At 72.9% G+C, this 24,290-nt stretch carries 22 protein-coding genes and 1 tRNA gene; 6 read left to right on the top strand and 17 right to left on the bottom strand.

Features of this window, described 5'->3' with window-relative positions; all coding sequences use genetic code 11:
- Positions 1-49 precede the first annotated feature (49 nt).
- The 3 genes from IAG43_RS21325 to IAG43_RS21315 form a co-directional block, all read right to left on the bottom strand.
- Positions 50-2,104, bottom strand: coding sequence for an SEL1-like repeat protein (locus IAG43_RS21325; RefSeq protein ID WP_187742303.1), 2,055 nt, complete (start codon positions 2,102-2,104; stop codon positions 50-52).
- Between the two features lie 227 nt (positions 2,105-2,331).
- Positions 2,332-2,405: transfer RNA gene (locus IAG43_RS21320), tRNA-Met, on the bottom strand.
- An 89-nt stretch (positions 2,406-2,494) separates the two neighbouring features.
- Positions 2,495-5,383, bottom strand: coding sequence for a UPF0182 family membrane protein (locus IAG43_RS21315; RefSeq protein ID WP_187744568.1), 2,889 nt, complete (start codon positions 5,381-5,383; stop codon positions 2,495-2,497).
- Between the two features lie 136 nt (positions 5,384-5,519).
- Between IAG43_RS21315 and IAG43_RS21310 the strand changes: the two genes are divergently transcribed.
- Positions 5,520-6,098 carry a PPA1309 family protein gene (locus tag IAG43_RS21310; protein ID WP_246574488.1) on the top strand — a complete coding sequence of 193 codons (579 nt, stop codon included), beginning with the start codon at positions 5,520-5,522 and terminating at the stop codon, positions 6,096-6,098.
- Between the two features lie 115 nt (positions 6,099-6,213).
- On the opposite strand, the gene IAG43_RS21305 is transcribed toward IAG43_RS21310, so the two are convergent.
- From IAG43_RS21305 to IAG43_RS21290, 4 genes are all read right to left on the bottom strand, one after another.
- Positions 6,214-7,302, bottom strand: a complete 1,089-nt coding sequence (locus IAG43_RS21305) for a YlbL family protein (protein WP_187742302.1) — start codon at positions 7,300-7,302, stop codon at positions 6,214-6,216.
- Positions 7,303-7,384: 82 nt separating this feature from the next.
- Complete coding sequence (locus IAG43_RS21300; RefSeq protein WP_187283196.1) at positions 7,385-7,561, bottom strand: hypothetical protein; 177 nt, start codon at positions 7,559-7,561, stop codon at positions 7,385-7,387.
- Between the two features lie 190 nt (positions 7,562-7,751).
- The gene (locus IAG43_RS21295) at positions 7,752-8,210 is read right to left on the bottom strand and encodes a molybdenum cofactor biosynthesis protein MoaE (RefSeq protein WP_187742301.1); all 459 of its coding nucleotides are present in this window, start codon (positions 8,208-8,210) and stop codon (positions 7,752-7,754) included.
- Positions 8,211-8,434: 224 nt separating this feature from the next.
- On the bottom strand, positions 8,435-9,547 hold the full coding sequence (locus IAG43_RS21290; protein WP_187742300.1) for an SDR family oxidoreductase: 1,113 nt from the start codon (positions 9,545-9,547) through the stop codon (positions 8,435-8,437).
- A 218-nt stretch (positions 9,548-9,765) separates the two neighbouring features.
- Between IAG43_RS21290 and IAG43_RS21285 the strand changes: the two genes are divergently transcribed.
- Both IAG43_RS21285 and IAG43_RS21280 read left to right on the top strand, forming a co-directional pair.
- Entirely contained in the window at positions 9,766-11,301 is a 1,536-nt protein-coding gene (locus IAG43_RS21285; protein ID WP_187742299.1) for a zinc-dependent metalloprotease, read from the top strand.
- Positions 11,298-11,831 (top strand): NUDIX hydrolase, encoded by a 534-nt coding sequence (locus IAG43_RS21280; RefSeq protein ID WP_187742298.1) that lies wholly within the window; start codon positions 11,298-11,300, stop codon positions 11,829-11,831. The genes IAG43_RS21285 and IAG43_RS21280 overlap by 4 nt, the downstream gene beginning before the upstream one ends.
- 134 nt (positions 11,832-11,965) lie before the next feature.
- Here IAG43_RS21280 and IAG43_RS21275 read toward each other — a convergent pair whose 3' ends face one another.
- The 4 genes from IAG43_RS21275 to IAG43_RS21260 form a co-directional block, all read right to left on the bottom strand.
- Positions 11,966-12,721: an AIM24 family protein gene (locus IAG43_RS21275; RefSeq protein WP_187742297.1), complete on the bottom strand. Its 756-nt coding sequence runs from the start codon at positions 12,719-12,721 to the stop codon at positions 11,966-11,968.
- A gap of 19 nt (positions 12,722-12,740) precedes the next feature.
- Positions 12,741-13,421 carry an AIM24 family protein gene (locus IAG43_RS21270; RefSeq protein ID WP_187742296.1) on the bottom strand — a complete coding sequence of 227 codons (681 nt, stop codon included), beginning with the start codon at positions 13,419-13,421 and terminating at the stop codon, positions 12,741-12,743.
- A gap of 13 nt (positions 13,422-13,434) precedes the next feature.
- Positions 13,435-15,081: a TerD family protein gene (locus tag IAG43_RS21265; RefSeq protein WP_187742295.1), complete on the bottom strand. Its 1,647-nt coding sequence runs from the start codon at positions 15,079-15,081 to the stop codon at positions 13,435-13,437.
- Between the two features lie 287 nt (positions 15,082-15,368).
- On the bottom strand, positions 15,369-15,992 hold the full coding sequence (locus IAG43_RS21260; RefSeq protein WP_187742294.1) for a M48 metallopeptidase family protein: 624 nt from the start codon (positions 15,990-15,992) through the stop codon (positions 15,369-15,371).
- A gap of 235 nt (positions 15,993-16,227) precedes the next feature.
- On the opposite strand from IAG43_RS21260, the gene IAG43_RS21255 reads away from it, so the two are divergent.
- Together IAG43_RS21255 and IAG43_RS21250 are read left to right on the top strand one after the other, a co-directional pair.
- Entirely contained in the window at positions 16,228-17,418 is a 1,191-nt protein-coding gene (locus tag IAG43_RS21255) for a TOMM precursor leader peptide-binding protein (RefSeq protein WP_187742293.1), read from the top strand.
- Between the two features lie 64 nt (positions 17,419-17,482).
- Positions 17,483-18,892 (top strand): ABC1 kinase family protein, encoded by a 1,410-nt coding sequence (locus IAG43_RS21250; RefSeq protein ID WP_187742292.1) that lies wholly within the window; start codon positions 17,483-17,485, stop codon positions 18,890-18,892.
- Positions 18,893-18,945: 53 nt separating this feature from the next.
- Here IAG43_RS21250 and IAG43_RS35215 read toward each other — a convergent pair whose 3' ends face one another.
- The 5 genes from IAG43_RS35215 to IAG43_RS21230 all read right to left on the bottom strand — a co-directional run bounded on the left by IAG43_RS35215 (position 18,946) and on the right by IAG43_RS21230 (position 22,800).
- Positions 18,946-19,182, bottom strand: coding sequence for a hypothetical protein (locus IAG43_RS35215; RefSeq protein ID WP_425508614.1), 237 nt, complete (start codon positions 19,180-19,182; stop codon positions 18,946-18,948).
- 94 nt (positions 19,183-19,276) lie between these two features.
- Positions 19,277-19,600 (bottom strand): hypothetical protein, encoded by a 324-nt coding sequence (locus IAG43_RS21245; protein ID WP_187742291.1) that lies wholly within the window; start codon positions 19,598-19,600, stop codon positions 19,277-19,279.
- Complete coding sequence (locus IAG43_RS21240) at positions 19,597-19,965, bottom strand: WhiB family transcriptional regulator (RefSeq protein ID WP_187742290.1); 369 nt, start codon at positions 19,963-19,965, stop codon at positions 19,597-19,599. Before IAG43_RS21240 ends, IAG43_RS21245 begins: the two co-directional genes overlap by 4 nt.
- 167 nt (positions 19,966-20,132) lie before the next feature.
- Positions 20,133-20,465 carry a hypothetical protein gene (locus IAG43_RS21235; protein ID WP_187742289.1) on the bottom strand — a complete coding sequence of 111 codons (333 nt, stop codon included), beginning with the start codon at positions 20,463-20,465 and terminating at the stop codon, positions 20,133-20,135.
- 166 nt (positions 20,466-20,631) lie between these two features.
- Positions 20,632-22,800 (bottom strand): ATP-dependent DNA helicase UvrD2, encoded by a 2,169-nt coding sequence (locus IAG43_RS21230; RefSeq protein WP_187742288.1) that lies wholly within the window; start codon positions 22,798-22,800, stop codon positions 20,632-20,634.
- Between the two features lie 228 nt (positions 22,801-23,028).
- Between IAG43_RS21230 and IAG43_RS21225 the strand changes: the two genes are divergently transcribed.
- Positions 23,029-23,286, top strand: coding sequence for a mycoredoxin (locus IAG43_RS21225; protein WP_187742287.1), 258 nt, complete (start codon positions 23,029-23,031; stop codon positions 23,284-23,286).
- A 141-nt stretch (positions 23,287-23,427) separates the two neighbouring features.
- On the opposite strand, the gene IAG43_RS21220 is transcribed toward IAG43_RS21225, so the two are convergent.
- Complete coding sequence (locus IAG43_RS21220) at positions 23,428-24,225, bottom strand: hypothetical protein (protein WP_187742286.1); 798 nt, start codon at positions 24,223-24,225, stop codon at positions 23,428-23,430.
- Positions 24,226-24,290: the final 65 nt, after the last annotated feature.

Genomic DNA, 24,290 nt, shown 5'->3' with positions numbered 1-24,290 from the left:
GTGACCCGGCACGCCCCACCGGGGCGGGCCGGCCGGTCCGCCCCGGCCCTCAGGCCGTCAGCTCCTGGAGCAGCGCCTCGCGCAGCTTCGCGGCGCGCTCGGCGACCTCGTCGGGCCCCAGCTCCACCGCCTTGGCGCACCAGTGCTGCCCCTCGGCCAGGTCGCCCCGGCGGGCGGCGAGCAGGGCCAGCCGCAGAGCCGCCCGGCCGTGCCCGGCGCGCGCGGCGCGCGTCCACCACAGCGACGCCTCCCGCTCGCTGCCCTCACGGGCGAGCAGCAGCCCCAGGTTGAAGGCGCCGCTGCGGCTGCCGGACTCGGCCGCCTCGCGGTACCAGCGGGCCGCGTCCTCCATGTCGCCGCGCGCGGCGGCCAGCATGCCGACCCGGACCTGGGCACGCCGGTGCCCCTGCTCGGCTGCGCGCTCGTACCACTCCTCGCACTCGGTCTTCTCCGCCCGGGTCTCCCCCAGGGCCGGCGGGCCCGGCGGCGGCTGCCGCGCGTCGAGCACCGTGGCCAGCCGGAACGCCGCCTCCGCGCTGCCGCCGCCGGCGGCGCAGCGCAGATGCCGCTCGGCCTCGTGCTCGTCGCCGTCGCGGAGCCGGGCGATGCCCACCTGGAGCGCCGCCTCGGTGTGGCCCGCCGCCGCGGCCCGCTCGTACCAGGTCAGCGCCGTCCGGTCGTCGTCCCGGCCGACGTGGAGGATGCCCAGGTTGAACGCGGCGTCCACGCTGCCGGCCTCGGCCGCCTTGGAGAACCAGGGCTCCGCCCCGACCGGGTCGCCGGCCTGGAGCAGCAGGACGGCGAGCGCGTTGGCCGCCTCCCGGTGCCCCGCGTAGGCGGCACGCCGGTACCATTGCTCGGCCTGCGGCGTACGGTCCTGGGCGGCGCAGAGCAGCCCGAGGTTGTAGGCGCCGTTGACGTCACCCGCGTCCATGGCGGCCCGGTACCACCGCTCGGCGGTCTGCTGTTCGCCGCGGGCGGCGTGCAGGGCGCCCAGTGCGTTGGCGGCGTTCCCGTCGCCGTCCTGGGCGGCGCGCAGCCACCAGACGGCGGCGCTCTCCTCGTCACCGGCGTCCCGCAGCAGGAAGCCCAGGGCGCACGCCGCGCGGGGCTCGCCGTCCCTGGCGGCCGTCAGGTACCAGCGCCCGGCCTCCTTGAGCTCACCGCGCTTCTCGAGGATCGCGCCGAGGTGCAGCGCGGCCCTGCGGTGTCCACGGGCGGCGGCCTGCCGGTACCACTGGGCGGCCTGGCCGACGAGGCCGGCCGGACCGGCTTCGGCCTCCGCGGCCGTCCGGCCGTCGCGTCCGGCCGCGGCGCGGGGGCCGCTCCCGGCGGGGTCCCCGTCCCGGCCGGCATGTGCTCCGCCGCCGGCCGGACCGGCCCGGGGACGGGGGACGCCTCCGGCGTCCCCGCCCGCGGCGCCTTCGGCGACCGCGCGCGCGGGCTCGCCCAGGGCGTCGGCCTGCGGACGGCCCTCCTGCGCGGCACGGCTCTCCAGGGCCCGCGCCAGCCGGTAGGCGGCCTCGCGGTGGCCCTGCTCGGCGGCGGTGCGCAGCCAGCGCTCGGCACCGGTGTCGCCGCGGTGCTCCAGCAGGTCGGCCAGCGCGTAGGCGCCCAGGGCGTGGCCCTGCTCGGCGGACTGGCGCAGCCAGTACTCGGCGGCCGGCTCGTCACCGCGCTCGCGGAAGTGGCGCCCCAGCGCGTGCGCGGCGGCCGCGGAACCGGCGACGGCGGCGATCCGCCACCAGCCCGCCGCCTCGTCGGCGTAGCCGCGCTGGTGCAGCAGCACGCCCAGGTTGTTGGCGGCCGCCCGGTCGCCGTCGGCGGTGGCGCCGCGCAGGTACGGCTCGGCGCCGTCCAGATCGCCCCGGCGCAGCAGCAGCGCGCCCAGCACGCTCATCGACGCGATGTCGCCCCCGTCGGCGGCACCGCGGTGGCGCGCCTCGGCGCCGGCGGTCTCCTCGGCGTCGGCGGTGCCGTCGCTGCGGCCGATGCCCGGCTCGACACCGTCGAGCCCCTGCATCGCGTCCGCCGCATTGCCGGAATGCGGCTGCACAAACCGCCCTGTCTCCAACAGAGTTGCCCTGTCCCCCATAAATTCCATCGTCGCACCACCCGCAACCCGCGTACACCTGGTATACCGCAGCCAGTGAGGTCACTTCAGCGTTTTGTCGACATGCCCACAGAGAGATAAGTCAAACACGGCAGGCACCAACTCGTGCCCTCCGGCACGCACTTCGGCACGGGTGCCCTCGAAGGAGTCGCCCCGGCGGACACGGGCGCAACACGAAGAGGGCCCGGATCCTGAAGGATCCGGGCCCTCTTCTTCAGTAGCGGGGACAGGATTTGAACCTGCGACCTCTGGGTTATGAGCCCAGCGAGCTACCGAGCTGCTCCACCCCGCGTCGTTGTGATCTCACCGTATCACGGCGCGGGAGGGGGCCTGTCCGCCGCCGGCCTCCGCATGGGCGGTGGCCGGCGGCGGCCGGCGCGGTCACTCGTTCTGCGGCGCCTCTTCCTTCAGTCTGGCCTCGGCGTCGGCGGCCCGCTGGAGGGCGTCCCTGAGGTCGTCCTGGGCCTTGCCGTAGGCCGTCCAGTCGCCCTTCTTGATGGCCTCCTCGCCGTCCGCGTAGGCCTGCTGCGCGTCGGCGATGGCGTCCTTCAGCTGGGCGTCGCCGCTGGCGGGCGGCTGGTCCGGATCGGCCGGCGGCTGGTCGGGATCGGAGGGCGGGGTGGTGCCCTCGTCGGCTCCCGCCTCGCCGAAGACCTGGGAGAGCGCGCCGCCGAGGTCGTTGGCGAACCCGATCTTCTGGCCGTAGACCACCGCCACCTTGCTCAGCAGCGGGTACTCCGAGCCGCGGCCCTGGGCGTAGATGGGCTCGACGTACAGGAAGCCGCTGTCCAGCGGAACGGTCAGCAGGTTGCCGTACTTGATCGTCGAGTCGGCGCCCTTGAGGTCGCGGACGAAGTTGGCGATCGGGTCGTGGCGGTTGAGCCGGCTCTGGATCTGCTCCGGGCCGTCGACCTTGTCGTCGGTGACCCGCATGAGTCTGATCTTGCCGTAGTCCTTGCTGTTGGCGTCGGCGTCGACCGCCATGAACGCCCGCAGGTTGGGCCGCCCGCTGGGGGTGAACGTCGTCGTCAGTGAGAACTGCTGCTCGGTCTGCCCGGGCAGCTTCATCGACAGGTAGTACGGCGGGACCGCGTTGTTGTCCGACTTGGTCGGGTCGTTCGGGACCTGCCAGGCGTCGCTCGCGTTGTAGAACGGGGCGGGCTCGGTGACGTGGTAGAGGCTCAGCAGTTCCCGCTGGACCTTGAACATGTCCTGCGGGTACCGCAGGTGGGCCTGCAGCTCCTCGGGGATGTCCGCCTTGTCCTTGACGGTGCCGGGGAAGGCCTTCTTCCAGGTCTTCAGGACCGGGTCGTTCTCGTCCCACTCGTACAGCGTGACGGTGCCGTCGTAGGCGTCGACGGTCGCCTTCACCGAGTTGCGGATGTAGTTGACCTGGTTCTGCTGGGCGACGACCGCGCGCTGCCGGTCGGTCAGCGAGTCCGCGGTGGTGTCGCCGAGCGTGGTCCGCGAGGCGTACGGATAGCCGTTGGTCGTCGTGTACGCGTCGATGACCCACTGGATCCGCTTGCCCACGACCGCCGGGTAGGCGTCGCCGTCGATGGTCAGCCACGGGGCGACCGCCTCGACGCGCTCCTTGGGCGTGCGGTTGTAGAGGATCTGCGAGCCCTCGCCGATGGCTCCCGAGTACAGGATCTGCGGCTCGCTGAAGGAGACCGCGTAGGCGGCGCGGTTGAGCGGGCTGGAGAGGTCGATGCCGCCCTTGCCGTCGTAGCTCGTGGTGACCTGGCCGCCGCCGTCCTTCTCGTAGTCGAGCTCCTTCTGGGGCCCGCCGACGATCGAGTACTGCGTGGTCTTCTCGCCGTAGTAGATCCGCTGCTCGTAGTCGCCGAGGTTGCCCTTCGACGGCAGGCCGGACTCGGTGAACTCCGGGGCGCCCGAGGTGCCCTTGGCCGTCTCCGTGCCCTTCGCGGCGACCGCACCGTACCCGTGGGTGTAGGTGAAGTGGTCGTTGATCCAGTTGCGCTTGTCGACGCCCTGGAGGTTGAGCTCACGCAGACCGATGACCGTGTCCTGGCCGTTGTACCGGTCGACGTCCAGCGTCGCGGGGAACTGGTAGTACTTCCGCTCCTGCTCCAGCTGCTGGAACGTGGGCGAGACGATGTTCGGGTCGTTGATCCGGTAGCTCGCGGCCGCGTCCGCCTGGGCGCGCTGCGACTTCGGGTCCTTGATCTCGCCGCGGCCCGTGTAGTCCGTCGGCTTCACGCCGTCGATCCCGTACGCCTTGCGGGTCGCGTCGATGTTCTTCTGGATGTACTGGGCTTCCTTGGCCTGCTCGTTCGGCTGGACCTGGAACTTCTGGACGATGGCCGGGTAGAGGCCGCCGATCAGGATGGCCGACAGGACCATCAGCCCGAAGCCGATCACCGGGAGCTGCCAGGTGCGGCGCCACAGCGTGGCGAAGAACAGCACCGCGCAGATGATGGCGATGCAGAAGAGGATCGTCTTCGCCGGCAGGTAGGCGTTGGCGTCGACGTACCGCAGGCCGGTCCAGTTGCTCGTCGCCTTGAAGTCACTGGACTTCACCGCGAGCCCGTACCGGTCGAGCCAGTACGCGACGGCCTTGAGCGCCACGAAGATGCCGAGCAGCACCGACAGGTGGCCCGTCGCCGCGCCGGTGGCACGGGCGCCCGGGCTGGTGATGCGCAGCCCGCCGTACAGGTAGTGGGTCAGCGCGGCGGCGATCAGCGAGAGCACGACGGCCGCGAAGCCGAAGCCCAGCAGGAAGCGGTACCAGGGCAGGTCGAAGGCGTAGAACGCCACGTCCATGCCGAACTGGGGGTCCTTCTCGCCGAAGGGCACGCCGTTGACCCACATGAGCCAGGTGCGCCACTGGCTGGTCGCGGAGGCACCGGCGATCAGCCCGACGAGAGCGGTGACCCCGAGCAGGACCCACTTCTTGTACGGGGCGATGCCCATGCGGTACCGGTCGAGGCTCTGCTGCTCCAGCGACATCGCGCTGAGCGGCGGCCGCAGCCGGTGCGCCAGCCAGACGTTCAGGCCGACGGCTCCCGCCATGAGCAGGCCGAAGACGGCGAACAGTCCGATCTTGGTCCACAGGGTGGTCGTGAAGACGGAGGAGTACCTGACGGAGCGGTACCACAGCCAGTCCGTCCAGAACCCGGCGAACATGACGAACACCATGGCCAGCGCGGCCAGGACGCCCAGTGTCATGAGCAGGGTGCGGACACGCCGGGACGGCCGGCCCACTCTGATCCGTGGCCCGGTCGGGCCTCCGCCGCGGTCCGGCATCTGGAAAGCCAACGTGCGCACCTCGAAGTCGCGATCGTGTGGAACGGGCCCCGCGATCGTAGAGCCCCACTCATGCAACTTACCGAGGCTTTACCTAGTTCCCGCAGCGGGGCAGGAAGGAGGCAGGATATTGGCCATGTCCAACGCTTCAGCACCGACCCCCGACAACCAGCCGCCCGCGGCTCCCATGGCGGCCACCCCGCTCACCCGGGCCGTGCTCGAGATCGACGAGTACGCGTCCGGCCTCGGCTGGGACCAGCCGGCCCGCCTGTTCGCCCTGGTCGACACCGCGCGGCTGCGCAGCCAGGAGCCCTCCCTCGCCGCCCAGCTCGGCCTCGACAAGGGGGACTCGGCGGCGGCCCTGACCCCCGTCGAGCAGGACGAGATCCCCGCGGGCACCCCGCTGGACGAGTTCCTGGGCACGCTCGCATGGCCCGACGCGGTGGCCGGGTGCGCACTCACCGTGGAGCGGCTGATGCTCCCGTCGTCCGCGGAGAGGGCCGTCCCCGAGGGGCTGGACGACGCCGCCCTGACCGAGTGGGTCGCCTCGCACCCCGACCGCCAGGAGGTCCGGATGACGGTCGCCGTGCTGCGGGACGGCAGCCGCGAGTCCGCCCTGCGGCTGCGCGAGAAGGACTCCCCGACGGAGGTGCTCACCGGCGGCGGGCTCGTCCCCGGCCTCGCGGAGGCGCTGGCGGCGACCTTCGAGGACTGAGCCGCACGGACCCCGGGTCCGCCCTGTCACGCGCGAGGCGCCCCCCGACGACGGGTCGGGGGGCGCCTCGCGCGTGCCGGTGGCAGCCCGTCCGCGGCCGGGACGGCGTCCGGGGTCAGCCCGCCGAGCAGCTCGGCAGACCTGCCGTCTCGCCGCTGCGGATCTTCTCCAGGGAGCTGGTCGCGTCGTCGATCGTCCCCACCTTGACCAGCTTCAGACCGTCCGGGATGTCGGACGCGGCCGTGGCGCAGTTGCCCTCGGGGGTGAGGAAGTACTCGGCTCCCGCGTTCCGCGCACCCACCAGCTTCATCTCGATGCCGCCGATCGGGCCGACCTTGCCGCTGTCGTCGATCGTCCCGGTGCCCGCGACGAACTTCCCGCCGGTCAGGTTCCCGGGCGTGAGCTTGTCGACGATGCCCAGCGAGAACATCAGGCCGGCGCTGGGGCCCCCGACGTCGGCCAGGTGGATGTCGATGGTGAACGGGAAGGTGTGGTCCGTGCCCGCCGCGATGCCGACGATCGCGCGGCCGTCGTCCGGTGCCTTCGCCGTGGTGACGGTGACCTTCTCGGTGCCCTCCGGCTCCTTGCCGGCCTTCTCGGCGGCGGCCGCGTCGTCGGCCGGGACGATCGTGAAGACGACCTTCTCGCCGGGCTTGTGCTTGACCACCTGCTCGGCCACGTCGCCCGGCTTCTCGATCGGGGTGCCGTCGACCGCCCGGATCACGTCGCCCGCGTGCAGGGTGCCCTCGGCGGGCGAGTCCTTGACGACCGTGGCGACGACCACCCGGGACTTCACCGGGATGTCCAGCTCGCGCAGGGCGGCGACCTTGGCGCTCTCCTGGGACTGGCTGAACTCCTCGGCGTTCTCCTGGGTCGACTCCTCCTCGGTCTTGCCGTCCGGGTAGAGGGTCTCGTGCGGGACGACCACGTTGTCGTGGGCGAGCCAGCCGTACATCGCCTCGAAGAGGTTCATCCGGTAGTCCGCGCCGGTCACCCTGACGGTCGTCATGTTGAGATGACCGGTGGCGGGGTACGTCTTGCGGCCGGAGATCTGGAGCACCGGCTCGCCGTCGGCGGATCCCAGGGTGTTCACCGTGGGCCCCGGGGACATCTCCGCGTAGGGGACCTTGAAGAACACACCCGCGCACAGCAGTGCGATGAAGACCAGGGTGGAGGCGAGCATCGTCGCGGTGCGGCGTGGCATGGAACGACAGTACGGGACGAGCCTGTGCGAGGAGGTGCGGGGCCGGTCCGCCGGAGGGCCGCCGGCCCGGGAGGCGGGCGGGTCAGTTCCGCACGGCGTCCGTACCGGAGGCCGCCTTCTCCATGGCGTCGCGGAACCGCGCGTAACCCGCGAGCTCGGCGACGTCCCCGCTGGTGCGGTTGCGCGAGGCCCAGCTCGCCCATATCGCAGCACCGACAGCAGCGAAAAGCGGAATCAGCAACCAGGCCAGAACTGCCATCGCGACCTCCCTACCCCATGAGCGAAAGCGACTGAGTGATCAGCAGATTAGTCATCCGCGAGATCAACGCTCACGGCAGGGGTGGGGTTACGCAAATCGGGGCGGATGGGGTCCGGGCGGGTTTCGGCCGGCATGATCCACACGAACGGACTGACGCGCCGTCAGCGACCGGGGCTCCGGGCGCCCGGGATCAGGCGCCCACCCACTCCTCGGAGCCGTCGGAGAAGCGCTGGTGCTTCCAGATGGGGGCCTCGTGCTTGAGGTCGTCGATCAGCTTGCGGCACGCCTCGAACGCCTCGCCCCGGTGGGGGCACGACACGGCGACCACCACGGCCAGGTCACCCACCGCGAGGTCACCCACACGATGGACGGCGGCGAGCGCCCGAACGGGGTACTCCGCCGCCACCTTCTCGGCGATCCCCCGCATCACGGCCTCCGCGCTCGGGTGGCAGGAGTAGCCGAGGTCGGCGACGTCCGCGCCGCCGTCGTGGTTGCGGACGGTGCCGACGAAGAGGGCGGTGCCGCCCGCCGCGTCGTCGCCGACCGCGGCGAAGACCTCGTCGACGGAGAGCGGCGTCTCGCGGATCGCGATCAGCCGGACCGGGTCCTGCGCCGCGTGCTCACCGGGGTGCTCGTACGTGCGTGCCATGGCCCCATCGTGCCGCACGCCGGGGGCACCGCCCAATGGACCCTCCGACGGATCGCCGGGAGCCCCCTTGGACGGTCCTACAGCGGCGCGGCGCCGGGGGCCGCCACCGGCCCGGCGTGCACCGGGGACTGCCACCGGCCCGCCCCGGCCCGGCGCCGCGGGCGGGCCCGTGGGGCCGCCACCGGCCCGGCAGCGGGCATGCCGGGCGGGGCCGCGCCGCCGCCTCAGATCCTCCGGCGGGCCTTCCGGGCGCGCCGCACCAGCGCGGCCGTGCCCAGCAGGGCGACGGTGGCGCCGGCGGCGCCGGCGGCCGTGGCGTCCTTGCGGCCCAGCCGGCGTCCCGCGACCGTGTGCCGGCCCTCCACCTCTTCCAGGAGCGCGGCGAGCACCTCCTCGTTCGTCCAGCGGGGGCGCCAGCCCGCATCGTGCAGCCGGCTCACGCTCACCACCCAGGGGTGCATCGTGTACGCGAGGTCCCCGGCCGGGGACGGGGTGAGGCCGATCCGGTGGAGGCGGGCGGCGGCCCCGAGCGCGACCGCGGAGGGCAGCTCCATGCGGCGGATCCCGCTGAGCTCCTCCACCTCCTCCTGCTCCAGCCAGCCGTCGCAGCCGACCGCGAGCTCGCCCTCGACCTTCTCCAGCGCCGCGTACTCCAGCGCGGTCACCAGGTCGTCGACGTGGCAGAACTGCCAGGTCGGGCGGGATCCGGCGACCACGAGCAGCCGGGGCGACTCGAAGTACCGGGTCAGCGCGGTGTCCGTGCCGCCGACCAGCACGGCGGGGCGGACCACCGTCACGTTCAGGCCCGGATGGGCGCGCGGCGCGCGGCGGGCGAGGCGTTCGATCTCCAGCAGGTCGCCGACCCCGGTCGCCTCGGCCGTGGCCTTGAGCTCGGCGTCCTCGGAGAGCGGGACGTCGTTGTCCGGCAGTGCCCCGTAGACCATGGCCGAGGTGCACAGGACGACCCGGTGCACGCCCGCGGCGGCGGCCGCGGTCAGCACCGTCTGGGTGCCGCGGACGTTGTACGCGGTGCGGGCCGCCGCGTCCGACTCCAGGTCCAGGTCGAGCGCGAGGTGGACGACGACGTCGGCGCCGCGCAGCTTCTCGGCGATGGCCGGGTCGCGGACGTCCAGGACGTGCCAGTGCGCCTCGGGGACCTCGCCCCTGCGCTCGTCGATCGCGAGCACCTGCCTGACCTCGTCCGACGCCGCCAGACGCCGTGTGAGCAGGTCGCCGACGCCGGTCGCGGCGCCGGTGACGGCCACCACGGGGCCGCGGCCCCCGGCCGGGGTTGAGCGGTTTCGCGCTGCGCGAACCTGCGGATCTGGGGAACTCACCAGGCGTCTCCAGCGGTTGTCTTCAGTACGCAAGCGCATGACGCATACGCACCAGGTGACGTCCATCCTGCCGCAGGCCGTCGGCGACCGGGGCACCGAGGCCGCAAGCCGCTCCCGGTGTCCCCGGCGGCCGGGCCGTCCGGCCGCTTAGGCTGGGTGGTGATGTCGGGCAAACGCCGTCGGCGGTCAGCCGACGGCCCTACGAGCCGAGGAAACCCGTGAGTGACACCCCATTCGGATTCGGCCTTCCGCCGGAGGAGCCGGAGAACGGCGACGAGGGCAAGAAGAAGAATCCCGGCGGAGGTGGCCAGGGCTCCGGCGGGTCCCCGGCCAACCCGTTCGGCTTCGGTTTCGGCGGGGAAGGCGGTGACAACCCCTTCGCCGCCATGTTCGGGTCGCTGAACCCGAACGACCTGGGCGCCGCGTTCCAGCAGCTCGGCCAGATGCTGAGCTACGAGGGCGGCCCCGTGAACTGGGACATGGCCAAGCAGATCGCCCGCCAGACGGTCGCCCAGGGCACGGCGGACGGCACCAAGGACAGCAGCGTCTCCCCGGTCGACCGCACCGCCGTCGAGGAGGCCGTGCGCCTCGCCGACCTGTGGCTGGACGGCGCGACCTCGCTGCCGTCCGGCGCGAGCACCGCCGTGGCGTGGAGCCGCGCGGAATGGGTCGAGGCGACCCTGCCGGCGTGGCAGCAGCTCGTGGACCCGGTCGCGGAGCGGGTCGGCGTCGCCATGGGCGACGTGCTGCCCGAGGAGATGCAGGCCATGGCGGGCCCGCTGCTCGGGATGATGCGCTCCATGGGCGGCGCGATGTTCGGTCAGCAGATCGGCCAGGCCGTCGGCGTGCTGGCGGGCGAGGTGGTCGGCTCGACCGACATCGGCCTGCCGCTCGGCCCGGCCGGCAAGGCCGCCCTCCTCCCGCTGAACGTCGAGGCCCTCGGCAAGGACCTCGGGGTGCCCAAGGAGGAGGTCAGGCTCTACCTCGCCCTGCGCGAGGCCGCCCACCAGCGGCTCTTCGCGCACGTGCCGTGGCTGCGCTCGCATCTGTTCGGCGCCGTCGAGGGCTACGCCCGGGGCATCAAGGTCGACACGAGCAAGCTGGAGGACGTGGTCGGCCAGTTCGACCCGACCCACCCGGAGCAGCTCCAGGAAGCACTCCAGCAGGGCATGTTCCAGCCGGAGGACACCCCGGCGCAGAAGGCGGCCCTCGCCCGCCTGGAGACCGCTCTCGCCCTGGTCGAGGGCTGGGTCGACGCCGTCGTCCACGCGGCCGCGTCGAACCGCCTCACCTCGGCGGGCGCGCTGCGGGAGACCCTGCGCAGGCGCCGGGCGTCCGGCGGCCCGGCCGAGCAGACGTTCGCGACCCTGATCGGTCTGCAGCTGCGTCCGCGGCGGCTCCGGGACGCCTCGCGCCTGTGGGCCTCGCTCACCGACGCCCGCGGCGTCGACGGCCGGGACGCCCTGTGGGAGCACCCCGACATGCTGCCGACCGCGACCGACCTGGACGATCCCGACGGCTTCGTGCACCGCGAGCAGCTCGACTTCTCGGAGCTGGACAAGATGCTCGGGGAGGCGGCGGCCCCCAAGGACGCGCCGGCCGCGGACGGCCCGGCGGGTGCGGGGAAGGGCACCGCGGACGGCGGCGCCGACGGCAAGGACACCACGGAAGGCGCCGCTGAAGGCAAGGACGCCGGGGACGGGCAGGACCGCTCCGGCGGCGACGACGAGGACAAGGGCGACGCCGGCCGGTGAGCCTCCACGACGACGCGGCCCTGGTGCTCAAGGGCTACCAGGGCCGCGATGACGAGCAGAACGCCCTGCGGGACGGCTACCTCGGCCATCTGTCGGCGCACCCGGACGGCATGTGGAAGTCCTGCGGTGCCGGGCACCTGACGGCCAGCGCGCTGGTGGTGGACCCGGAGCGCGGGAAGGTGCTCCTGACACTGCACAGGAAGCTCGGCATGTGGCTCCAGATGGGCGGCCACTGCGAACCGGGCGACTCGTCCCTCGCCGGGGCCGCGCTGCGCGAGGCGACGGAGGAGTCCGGCATCCCCGGTCTCACGCTGCTCCCGGGCGGCCCGGTCACCCTGGACAGCCACGCCATCCCGCCGCCGTGCCACCGCCATCTGGACGTGCAGTACGCGGCGCTCGCGCCGCCCGGAGCCGTCGAGACCGTCAGCGAGGAGTCGCTCGACCTCCGCTGGTTCGGCTGGGACGAGGTGGCCGGCGTGGCGGACGCCTCGGTGGTGAGGCTGCTGGAGCGGACCCGGGCCCTGCTCTGACACGGGGCCGGGCCCTGCTCCGACACACGGGGCCGGGCCCTGCTCCGCCCCGGCCGAGCCCGCCGTGACACGCCGCAGGGGCGGTCGCCCGGCGACCGCCCCTGTGGATGCCTCCCGACCGTCCCGGCAGGGGGTCAGTTCCAGGCGTTGTTTTGGTTCTGCGCGTGCGAACCGTGCTGGCCGACGCCGAACTGGGCGCGGGCCCCCTGGCCGAGATCGGCGTGCTGCGGGGGCATGACCTCGCTGGGCTGGACCAGCGCGAACCCCTGGCCGAGGAAGCTCAGCTCCCAGCCCTCACCGGTGTTGCCGCGGCGGCGGCGCACGTTCGACGAGTGGGTCTGCGCCTGCATCTGCACCCGCAGGCCCGAGGACCAGGCGACGATCGCGTCCGCGTCGACGTTGACGTACTTGTCCGGGGTGACGTGCATCATCAGCGGCTGGCCGGAGGTCATCAGCGCGACCTTGCCCCTGCCGGAGATGTTCAGCTGGTACTTGCCGGAGCCCGAGATGCCGTACTGGCTGTCCACCGCGATGACCTCGGTGTGCAGCCCGGAGTCGAGCGCGAGCACGTACGCGCTGTCGACCGTCATGCCCTCCTGGTCCACGTCGACGACATGGACGTACTGCGCGAGGTTGGCGAAGTAGACGGTGCCCTGGCCCGAGCAGCGCATCAGGTCCAGACCCTCACCGGTGTTGGCCCGGGCGCGGCGCTGGCCGCTCGTCTGGTACTCGCCGTCGAAGTCGATCAGCCCCTGGTACGCCACCATCGCGCCCTTGCGGGCGAGGACGTCGTCGTGGCCGGTGAGGGCCACCCGCAGCAGTTGCGGGTTCTGGACGACGTACCGCTCCTGGGACTGCTGCTCCCCGTGGGCGAAAAGCGAACTCTGCATGGTCTGTTCCCGCTTCCCCTCAGCCCCGGACCCGCAGGCGGTCGGTGCTGTCCTCGCTCGGCTGTACGACGACGATGCCCTGGCCGGAGAAGGCCATCTGGTACGCCTCTCCGCTGCCCCGCCCGATCAGCGAGGAGGCCTTGAAGCTCCGCTTGCCCTTCACCTTGAGGTTCGGGGACCAGGCGACGAGGGCGTCGGGGTCGACGTAGGTCTCGTCCTCGCCGCGTCCGCAGTCGACGACGATCGGGGTGCCGCGCGAGGTCAGGGCGACCCAGCCGGTACCGGCGATCTCGACGTTCCACAGGCCCTGGCCGGCGAACTTCGCCAGGCCCTTGACCTTCTCCACACCCCACTGGAGGTGGGCGTCGAAGGCGAGGAGGTTGGTGCCGTTGACCGAGAGCGAGTCGTTGTCGAGGTTGATGACGACGACGTCGGCGCCGTAGTCGGCGAGGTAGAGCAGACCGTCGCCGGAGCACTTCATGATGGGCGCGCCCTCGCCGGTGACCCACTGCGCGGCAACCTGGCGGACGGCCGGCGGGTTGGGCTCGTACTGCACGAAGCCCTCGTAGGCGACCATCGAGCCGGTGCGTGCGTAGAGGTCCTGGCCGGAGGCCATGGCGACCTTCAGCATGGTGCGGCCGTGGTTCTCCATCCGTGCGGCCACGGGGGTCGGGGCGTAGCCCGCGAGTTGCTGGTTCATTCTTCGGGCTCCCTCAGACCTCGTAGGGCTGGACGACGATGAAGTTGCCGGGGGCGCCCCGGAACTGGAGGTTCACGGTCTCGCCGCTGTGGCCCGGGTAGGCGTTCCGGCGCAGCCTGACCTGGCTGGAGAGGATCACCTGGGAGGCGGCCGACCAGGCGACGACCGCGTTGCAGTCGGCGAACGTGGTGGGCGTGACCGGCAGGACCACGGGAACGCCGTGGGTCTTGACGACGACGGTGCCGGTGCCGTGGAACAGCATCGTGAACAGCGCGCCGCCGGGGATGCCGTGGCCCTCGATGCGCCGGACCTCGTACTGCAGGGTCTCGTCGAAGGCGAGGACGTTCTCCGCGGAGACGCAGATGCCGTCGCCCTGCAGGTCGATCTGGTGCAGGTGGGCACCCTCCTCGGCGAGGAAGACCTGGCCACGGCCGGTGCAGCGCATCAGCTGCATCTCCTGGCCCGTGGCGTTGCCGACGATGCGGCCCGCGAACCCGGCGCCCTTGTAGCCGAAGTCGACCTTGCCCTGGTACATCACCATGCTGCCCTGCCGGGCGAGCACGCCGGAGCCGCCCATGGTGAGGTCGACCCGCATGAGCTGCTGGTTCTGCGGGGTCCACCGCTGGCCGGTGGGCGTCTCGCGGTAGGACTGGAGCGCGGCTTGGAGTCCGGCTCCCGCCTGCGGCACACCCTGGGGAACGCCCTGGGGCATGCCGGGAGGCTGCTGGCCGTAGGGAGCAGGCGGCTGCTGGCCGTAAGGGGCCTGCGGCTGCTGCCCGTACGGCGCCGGCGGCGGGACCTGCCCGGGGATCTGGCCGCCGCCGGGCGGCTGACCCGGCACCTGGCCGAACTGCGGCGGCTGCGGGGGCTGTCCGTAGGGGGACGGCGCCGGCGGTGCCAGCGGAGCGGCCATCGTGGGTGCGGCGTGGATCTGCGGGCCCGGTGCGGGCCCGTGAGGTGCCGGTGCGTGGGGCGCCGGTGCGGGCGCGGGCGGGGCGCCGAAGCCGGGCGCCGGTGCCGGCTGGGGTGCCTGCGGGGCGGCCGGGGCGCCGAAGCCGGGCGCGGGCGCCGCGCCGGCGGGCGGGGCGAATCCGGGGGCGGCGGCCTGGGCCTGCTGCGGCGCGGGCTCCTCCTCGGCGACCTCGCCTCCGAAGTTCTTCAGCAGGGCCTCCAGGCCCCCGTCGAACCCCTGGCCGATCGCGGCGAACCGCCACACGTCCTTGAGGTAGAAGTCGCCGAGCATCACGGCCCGCTCGGTGGTGAACTCCGAGCCGTCGAAGGCGTACCGGACGACCTCTTCGCCACCGGCGACGATGCGGATGTAGCCCGGACCGATCTGCGACATCTGTCCGGCGCCGTCGATCGTGGCGGTGAACGAGAGCCGGTGGAGGTTCGCGGGGATGCGGTCGAGCGTGACGCGGAACGACTCCGTGTCGCCGGCCTGCGCGCCGAGCAGCTGGATGGACTCCTCCGGCGACTTCGGCTGGTTGAAGAAGATGAAGTACCGGTCGTCCGACAGCTGCTCGCCGGCGTCGAGACCGAAGCAGCTGATGTCGAAGGTCAGCCCCGGAGCGGAGATCTGCACACCGACGTACAGATCCGTTCCCTGAGTGAGATCACTGATCTTGGCCTTGTGGCCGCGTTGGAATTCCCTGGCCATACGTGACGACCGTCCCCCATCCCGAATTTCGAATGCGTCGCGCCAGGCTAACCGCTTGCGGCGACATTGAGCCAAGCCGGTACACATTCGGTACAGGAGCGACCCGGCTTCGGTACAGCCGCGACCGGCGCGCCGCCTCGCCGGCGCCACCTGCTCCCCGCCCGCACTCCGCCGGTGCGCCGTCCCGCCCCTTCGCGCGCTTTTCCTTCGTTACGCGCCCTTTCGCGCCCGTTCGCGCCCCTAGGACGCTTTCCTGTCGGGGGCACGCCTCTTCCAGGGCGGCGCGGTCAGCCGTCCGCGGCGGTCGGGCCGTGCGGCAGCCGGCCCGCCGCGACGACGCCCTCCAGGTATCCACGGGCCCGCTCGGTGCGCGGATACGCCTCCAGCAGCCGCCAGAACCGCGGACCGTGCCCCGGCACCAGCAGATGCGCCAGTTCGTGGAGGAGGACGTAGTCGACGACGTACTCCGGCATGCCCTGGAGACGGTGGGAGAGCCGGATGCTGCCCTCCGAGGGGGTGCAGGAGCCCCAGCGCGTGTTCTGGTTGGTCACCCATCGCACGGACACCGGCTTCGCCCGCCCGTCGAAGTACTGGCCGGACAGCCGGGTCGCGCGTTCGGCGAGCTCGGCGTCCCCGAAGACGCGGCGGCTCTCCTGGGCCGCGAGCTTGTCCAGCATCACCGCCACCCAGCGCCGCTCCTCGGCCTCGGACATCCGGGCGGGGATGAGCACGACGGTGCGGTCGCCCTCGCGGTAGGCGGACACGGTCCTGCTGCGGCGCGCGCTCCGGCGGACCTCGACCGCACCCGCCGCCGCACGGTGCGGGAGCCGCTTCGCCTCGCGCCGGGCGCGTCCCGCGCCGCGCGGTGGGGTCTCCCCTGAGGTGAGCCGAGGGGGCGGATCGACGGACACGCTCCGACGTTACCCGCTGCCCGTGCGGGAAGCCCCCCCCGGACGCGGTTCAGCGCGTGATCCACTCCTTGCCCTCGTCTGCTCCACGATCACCGCACGATTCGAACGACTAATACACCGGGCCTGTGGACAACTTTTCCCACGCCCCGGCGGCCGGGGGCATTCTGACAACACATCGGCAATCGACGACCGATTTCCCGGGGACGGGAGAGCACGGGAGAGGACGGGGGCGGATATGCATCCGATGATGAAGCCCGCGCTGCGCCGGGCCTGGCGGGACAGGCAGTCGGTCCAGTTCGGGGTGACCCCGGAGCGCGCCACGACGGTGGGCCCGGTGGACACGGCGACCGGATCGCTGATCGATCTGCTGGACGGCACCCGCGGCATGGACCTGTTACGGGCCGCGGCGCGGTCGATGGGGCTCCCGGAGGGCCGGGCGGACGCGCTGGTCCAGCGGCTCGCGGGAGCGGGTCTGCTCGACGACACGACCGCCGGCACCCCCGCGGCCGTGGCCCTGCGCGGACGGACCGCCGCCCTGGAGCGGCTCCGCCCCGATCTGACCTCCCTGTCGGTGGTGCATCCCGAGCCCGGCGGCGCCATCGAGCGGCTGGCCGGACGCCGCACGGCCCGGGTCATGGTCCGCGGCGCGGGCCGGGTCGGCTCGCTCGTCGCCGCCACTCTCTCGGCCGCGGGGGTGGGGCGCGTCGAGGTGCGGGAGAGCGGGCTGACCGAGCCGGGCGACGTGGCGCCGGGCGGGCTGTCCCCCGAGGAGATCGGCGAACGGCGGGACACGGCAGCCCGCCGCATGGTGCGCAGAGCGGCGCCCGACAGGCCGCCCCGCTCCGAGGAGACCGGCCCCTGTGCGCCGGGGCTGGCCCTGGTCGTCGTGGCCCCGCGCGACGGGCTCGGCGCGTACGCCCCGGACCCGCTGCCCGCGGAGGACTGGATGGCGAGCGGAGTCCCCCACCTCTACGCGGGAGTCGTGGAGGCCACGGGTGTGGTCGGGCCCCTCGTGCTGCCCGGGGGCACGGCCTGCGCCTCGTGCCTGGAGTCCGGACGGTCCGCCCGGGACCCCGCCCGGTCGCTGCTGCTCGCGCAGTGGCGTTCCGGCCGGCGCCGCACGGTACCGGCGGCCTGTGACATCGCTCTCGCCACCACGGTGGCGGGCCTCGCGGCCTGCCATGTCCTGTCGTTCCTCGACGGCGACCTGCCGGGAAGTGCGGGTGCCCGCTGGGAGGTCACGCTCCCCGGCGTACGGTGGCGGTCCGAGCGGATCACGCCGCATCCGGAGTGCCCCTGCGGCGCCTCTGGGGGCAGTAGGGGAATCGGCGCTGCCGACGGCCGCGAGGGACAGCGGGCAGAGGCGAAAAGTAAGGGGAACCACGCCTCGGACATCCCCGCGGCACGCGAGACAATGTCCGGGTAACCGCCGTGAACGGTGCGAGGCCGTGCGGCACATGCGACAGGCCGGCTGGGTTTTGGAGGGGCGTATGTCTGATCTTCCCCGCAAGGCGGTCACCCGTACCGCCAAGTTGGCGGCGCTGCCCCTGGGGATCGCCGGCCGCGCCACATGGGGCCTCGGCAAGCGGATCGGCGGCCGGTCCGCGGAGATCGTGGCGCGCGAACTGCAACAGCGGACCGCCGAGCAGCTGTTCAAGGTCCTCGGCGAGCTGAAGGGGGGCGCGATGAAGTTCGGTCAGGCGATGTCCGTCTTCGAGTCCGCTCTCCCCGAGGAGGTCGCGGGCCCCTACCGGGCGGCGCTCACCAAGCTGCAGGACGCCGCGCCTCCGATGCCGACCGCGACCGTGCACGGGGTCCTGGCCGAGCGCCTCGGCGAGGACTGGCGCGAGCTGTTCACCGAGTTCGAGGACAAGCCGTCGGCGGCCGCGTCGATCGGGCAGGTGCACCGGGCCGTGTGGCACGACGGCCGCGCGGTCGCGGTCAAGGTGCAGTACCCGGGAGCGGGAGAGGCCCTGCTGTCGGACCTGGCCCAGCTCAGCCGGTTCGCCCGCCTGTTGGGGCCGCTCATCCCTGGCATGGACGTGAAGCCTCTGATCACGGAGTTGCGCGACCGAGTCGCCGAGGAGCTGGACTACGAGCAGGAGGCCGCCTCCCAGCGTGAGCACGCCGCCGAGTTCGCCGGCGATCCGGACGTCTTCGTGCCCGATGTGGTGCACCAGTGCGAGCAGGTCCTGGTCACCGAGTGGATCGACGGCATCCCGCTCTCGGAGGTGATCGCCGACGGCACCCCCGAGGAGCGCGACCGCGCGGGGCAACTCCTCGCCGGCTTCCTCTTCTCCGGTCCCGCCCGCACGGGCCTGCTCCACGCGGACCCGCACCCGGGCAACTTCCGCCTGATGCCGGGCGAGGACGGCGGCGAGTGGCGGCTCGGCGTGCTGGACTTCGGCACGGTGGACCGGCTGCCGGGCGGCTTCCCTTTGACCATCGGCACCTGCATGCGGCTCGCCCTGGAGGGCGAGGCCGAAGCGGTCTACCAGCTGCTGTGCGACGAGGGTTTCGTCAAGGAGTCCATCGACCTCGATCCGGACGGTGTGCTCGAGTATCTGCTGCCGATCATCGAACCGGCCGAGGCGGAGGAGTTCGCCTTCAGCCGGGGGTGGATCCGCTCGCAGGCCGCGCGGATAGCCGATGTCCGCTCCCCCGCACACCAGTTGGCCAAGCAGCTGAACCTGCCGCCCTCGTACCTGCTGATCCACCGGGTGACACTGAGCACCATCGGCGTGCTCTGCCAGCTGAACGCGACGGTGCGGATGCGGGACGAACTGGAGGCGTGGCTGCCGGGGTTCGCCGACCAGGACGGCGAAGCGGGCGTGGCCGGCGACGAGGAGGCCGGCGGCGACAGCGGCAAGGAGTTCGCGCAGGAGACGACGGGGAGCTGAACCTGCTGCCGGGCCGCCGCCCCGGCGGGCCGTCCGGAGCCGGTGTCCGGGGGCTACCACCAGGAGGAGTCGAGCCGCCCCTCGATCGACCTGATGTGGGCACGCGCGCAGTCCTCGCACTGGTAGAGCCGGACGCCGTCCTCCACGGAACAGGTCCAGGTCGGCGGCGTCCCCTGGGCGACCGCACCGCACAGGGAGCACACGGTGCCTCCGGGCTCCGGGTGCCCGCTGCCACTTTCGCTCCCACTGCTTCCGTTATGCGCGTTCTGTGGCGCACTGTCCTGGTCCACTCGGCGACGATACCTCCGGCCGGTGGCGCAGGGGGAGCACAACGCACCGCGGGGGCCGGTCCTGAGGACCGGCCCCCGCGGTGAGGTGAGGCGGTCAGTGCATGACCGCCATGGCCAGGGCGCGACGGGCGCGCATCGACACGCGCTCGGCGCGGCGCTGCATGCGCCGAGCGGCGACCAGGCGTGCGGCCTGGCGCTCCACATCGGCTTCACGCCGGCGCTCGTGCATATGCGCACGTGCCAGGGCTTCTGGGATGAGTTGCATTTCGCGGGTCCTGTTCTGACGCGACGCGTGGGCGCCGGCGGTGGTGACTGCTGGGGTGGCGGAGCCCGAGGGCTCGCTCGTGGAAGAGGTCATCGGGGCCTGCTTCTTGGGATCGTGCGTGAGGGGTCGGTCGACTGTTCCGGTGGCGTTCATGCCGCGACCGGGTTCTTGCGCGGGCGACCACGCGGCCGCTTGCGGGCGACGACCACACCCTGGACGAACAGCTCGCCGCCCCAGACGCCCCACGGCTCACGCCGCTCCTTGGCGCCCGCCAGGCAGGCCTCCATCAGCGGGCAGGTGCGGCAGAGGGACTTGGCGTACTCGACGTCCGCCGGGGACTCGGCGAAGAAGACCTCGGGGTCGTACGAGCGGCACGGTACGGGGACGCCGAGGTTCTCGATGGCGTCGTCGAGCGCGGTGAGCGCGGTCAGGGGAGTCAAGGCGGAGTCCTCGGTGCGGGCGGGCGGGGTGAGCGTCTCGGAAGGCGGTACGGACGGGGCGTGCGCTTCGAGTTGCACGGTGTGTGATTCCTCGTCTTGTCGTGCCGGCCGGTCGGCCGGTTTGGCTGCTACCGGGTGGTGCTTGGTCCCGAGGCCCTCGCTCCGCTCCCCCGTTGGGGAAAACAGAAGGGCCGCGGATCCCGGGTGGGGTTCCGCGGCCCTGAAGGCGCCGGCCTGATCGTCGATCAGGCTGGATCACTCCAGGGTTCGAGCCCGCGGAAGGCCCACATCAGGTGGTGCTGGTTGTGCTGCGTCGTCTGCTGGGTGTCGGCACCGGCCGCCGCAAAGGCATAGGCCTGGGCCTCTGCCGCTGCTACTCCTGCCGCCAGTGCCGTGGTCGATCGCTCATTGCGCTCCCGGACGGGGAGGCCGCCGAGACCGGACACGGGGAGAGCGGCGGGAATGCCGGACACACCGGTGCCGATGAACGCGGAGGAGAGGCCGAGCGAGCAGGCGGAGACGACCGAGGGATCGGTCATTTTGGCGGTGCTGACGAAGCTGGGCTTGATGCTGATCACTGGAATCGCCTCCTCTCGGCGTCTCGGGGGACCGGGCGAGCCGGTCACGCGGTATTCGGATAAGTACAGCACGAGGACAGGGCTTCAGAGAAGCCGCTGTTCTCGTGGTTAAGAACCTATGGGGCTTGCCCCGGCAGGCGCAAACTATTTTCCCGACGAGTTTGCATCAGTCTTCCGCGTCGTCCCCCACAAGCTCTTCACCTGCGCAGATGGCCAGGACATCCGTCCCGAACCGCTCGAGCTTGCGGCCGCCCACACCGGAGATGCCCGCCAGCTCGCCCTCGCTGTCCGGCACGGCCTCGGCGATGGCCATCAGGGTCTTGTCGGTGAAGACGCAGTAGGCGGGCTGGCCCAGCTCCTTCGCCCGCTCCGAGCGCCACTCCCGCAGCCGCTCGTAGAGCGCCTCGTCCATGTCCGACGGGCAGTCCTCGCAGCGCATCAGCTTCATCTCGCCCGCTTCCGTCAGCGTCTTGCCGCAGACGCGGCAGAGCACCGGCCCGCGCCGCTTGCGACGGCCGCCGCGCTCCACTCCCCCCGCGCCGCCCGCACCGCGCGGACCGGCGGCCGCCGAGCCGGGGCGCAGCCCGTTCAGGAAGCGGCTGGGGCGGCGGGAGGCACGGCCGCCGGGCGAGCGGGACAGCGCCCAGGACAGCGACAGGTGGAGCCGGGCCCGGGTGACCCCCACGTAGAGCAGCCGGCGTTCCTCCTCGACCTGCTCGTCGGTCTTGGCGTAGGTGATCGGCATCATGCCCTCGGTCAGTCCGACGAGGAACACGGCGTCCCACTCCAGGCCCTTGGCGGAGTGGAGGGAGGCCAGGGTGACTCCCTGGACGGTGGGCGCGTGCTGGGCCGCGGCACGCTCGTCGAGCTCGGCGACCAGGTCCCCGAGCCCGGCCGACGGCCGGGCACGGGCGAAGTCCTCGGCGAGCCGGACCAGGGCGGCGAGCGACTCCCAGCGGTCCCGGACCGCGCCCGAGCCGGCGGGCGGCTCGGTGGTCCAGCCCTTCGTCGAGAGCACCGCGCGCACCTGGGAGGGCAGGTCCCCGGCGTCGTCGAGGAGGGAGTCGTTGGACCCGGCACGGGCCGCGCCGCGCAGGGCGACGCCGGCCTCGCGGACCTCCTGGCGCTCGAAGAAACGCTCCGCGCCGCGCAGCTGGTACGGGACGCCCGCGTCGGCGAGGGCCTGCTCGTAGACCTCGGACTGGGCGTTGACCCGGTAGAGCACGGCGATCTCGCCGGCCGGGACGCCGGCGGCGATCAGATCCCTGATGCGCCGGGCGGTGCCCTCGGCCTCGGAGGGCTCGTCGGCGTACTCGGTGTAGGCCGGCTCGGGGCCCGCGTCGCGCTGCGAGACCAGTTCGAGGCGGTGCTCGGCCGCCCGGCCGCTGGCCTGGCCGAGCAGTCCGTTGGCCAGGTGCACGACCTGGGGGGTGGAGCGGTAGTCGCGGACCAGTTTGACGACGGTCGCCCCGGGGTGGCGGGTCCGGAAGTCCAGCAGGTGGTCGGGGGTGGCCCCGGTGAAGGAGTAGATCGTCTGGCTGGCGTCCCCGACCACGCACAGGCTCTCGCGGCCGCCGAGCCAGAGTTCGAGCAGCCGCTGCTGGAGCGGGCTGACGTCCTGGTACTCGTCGACCACGAAGTGCTGGTACTGGCGGCGGACCAGGTCGGCGATGTCCTGGCGGTCCTGGAGGATGCCGACGGTGAGGAGCAGCACGTCCTCGAAGTCGATGGCCGCGCGGTCGCGCTTGAGCTGCTCGTAGGTGCCGTAGACCTGGCTGATCTCCGCCGGGTCCCGGGGGGCGTCGCGGGAGGACTTGGCGACGGCCGCCGGGTAGTCCGCGGGCACGGTCTGGGTGACCTTGGCCCACTCGATCTCGCTCGTGACGTCCCGCAGCTCGTTGCGGTCGAGCCTGATGCGGCAGCGGGCGGCCGCCTCGGCGACCAGCTGGATCTTGCGGTCCAGCAGCCGTGGCAGGTCACCGCCGACCGCCTTCGGCCAGAAGTACTGGAGCTGGCGCAGGGCGGCGGAGTGGAAGGTCCGCGCCTGGACGCCGCCGGCGCCGAGCTGGCGCAGCCGGCCCCGCATCTCGCCCGCCGCGCGGTTGGTGAAGGTGACGGCGAGCACACTGGCCGGCGGGAGTATGCCGGCGCGGACCCCGTAGGCGATGCGGTGGGTGATCGCGCGCGTCTTGCCCGTGCCGGCGCCCGCCAGCACGCACACCGGGCCGTGCAGGGCGGTCGCCACCTCGCGCTGCTCGGGGTCGAGCCCGTCGAGCACCGCGTCGGCCGAGTCGGGGACCTGCGGGAAGAGGGAGGAGTGCGTCGCTGATGTCACCCCGCCATGCTGCCAGGTCCGGTGAGGCGGGTGCGCCGGGTCGTCCACAGGGGCGGTGCACCGGTCGTACGAATCGCGGCGGGCGGCCCCTCCCGCCCGTCCGGGACGGGCCCGTCCCGGACCGGGACGGTGACGGGGCGCACCCGGGGTCGGGAATCGCCGGCGGCTCCGAGGCGTTCTCCCCCGGGGTGAACACGCACCCCGTCGAGCCGAGGAGCGCACGAGACGATGCAGGGCACTGTGACGATGTACAGCACCACCTGGTGCGGATACTGCCGTCGGCTGAAGAGCCAGATGGACCGCGAGGGCATCGCGTACACCGAGATCAACATCGAGCTCGACCCCGATTCGGCCGCCTTCGTCGAGAAGGCCAACGGCGGCAACCAGACCGTGCCGACCGTGCGCATCGTCCCCTCCGGCGGCGGCGCCGAGTCCGTCATGACGAACCCCAGCCTCGCCCAGGTCAAGCAGGCCCTCGGCGCCTGAGCACCTCACGTACGACCCCCGGTCCGGCACCGTGCCGACCGGGGGTCGACGTGTACGCGGCCGCGGTCCTCGGCGGGCGGGGGCCGGCTCCCGGGCGGTCCTCGGCCCGCCGGGGACCGCCCGGTCGTCGGCCTCGGGGAGTCAGAGGTCGAGCACGGGGCGGGTGGAGAAGTCCTCGTACATGTCCTCGCCGTCGGGGCCGTACACGAAATCGGCCATGGCGGGGTTGCGGTGGGCGCTGGCCAGGGGCAGCCAGGCCAGCAGGTGCCCGTACCCGCCGCACACCGATTCGCCGCCGTCCCCGCCGTGCACCGCTCCGGTGTCACTCGTCAGTTCCGCGCGGTAGGTGTCGTAGGCGATGCGCAGGCCGAAGGCGTTCGGCCGGCTCTGCGGGCCCGTGCCGTCGCCGTCGGGGACGCGGTCGCGGGGGCAGTCGTCCCCCCAGCGGAACAAGGTCCTCGCCCCGGCCGCGCAGGCGTGCTCCCACTCGTCGGAGGCCGGCATCCGCAGGCCGCGCGCCGCGAGGAGCTCCGGCGTCCCGGCGGGCGGCCCGGTCAGGCCCTCGTCCTCCACGGCCATGAGGACCGTGGGCAGGACGACGCTCCGGAGAGGGCTGAGCACCTGGGCGAGGTGGGCGCGGAGGTCGGGCCCGTCGCCGTACCCCTGCGCCACGCTCGCGGCGTAGTCGGCGGTCTGCCACGGGGGCAACGGCCCGCCCTCCGGGTCGAAGCCGAGGGACACCTGCCCGCCCGGCACGAGGGCGAACGCCTGCCCGTCGCGCTCGATCCGGACGCGGTGCAGCGGGGCTCCGAGGTGTTCCGCGGTGTCGACGGAGGCCACCCGGCCGCCCGCCGAGCGGGCGGCCTGCTCGGCGACGCGGCGTGCGGCGGGCAGGTCGAGGGACCGCCACCGGTCGAGCGTGAGATCGGCGAGTGTCATGGGGCGCAGCTTCTCAGGCGGGTACGACAGCGCGGGTGCGGGCAGCCCGGGGTACGGGCCAGTGC

Origin of the sequence: Streptomyces genisteinicus (assembly GCF_014489615.1) — a bacterium.
Classification (GTDB): Bacteria; Actinomycetota; Actinomycetes; order Streptomycetales; family Streptomycetaceae; genus Streptomyces; species Streptomyces genisteinicus.
This window is presented reverse-complemented; position numbering and strand designations above follow the sequence as displayed.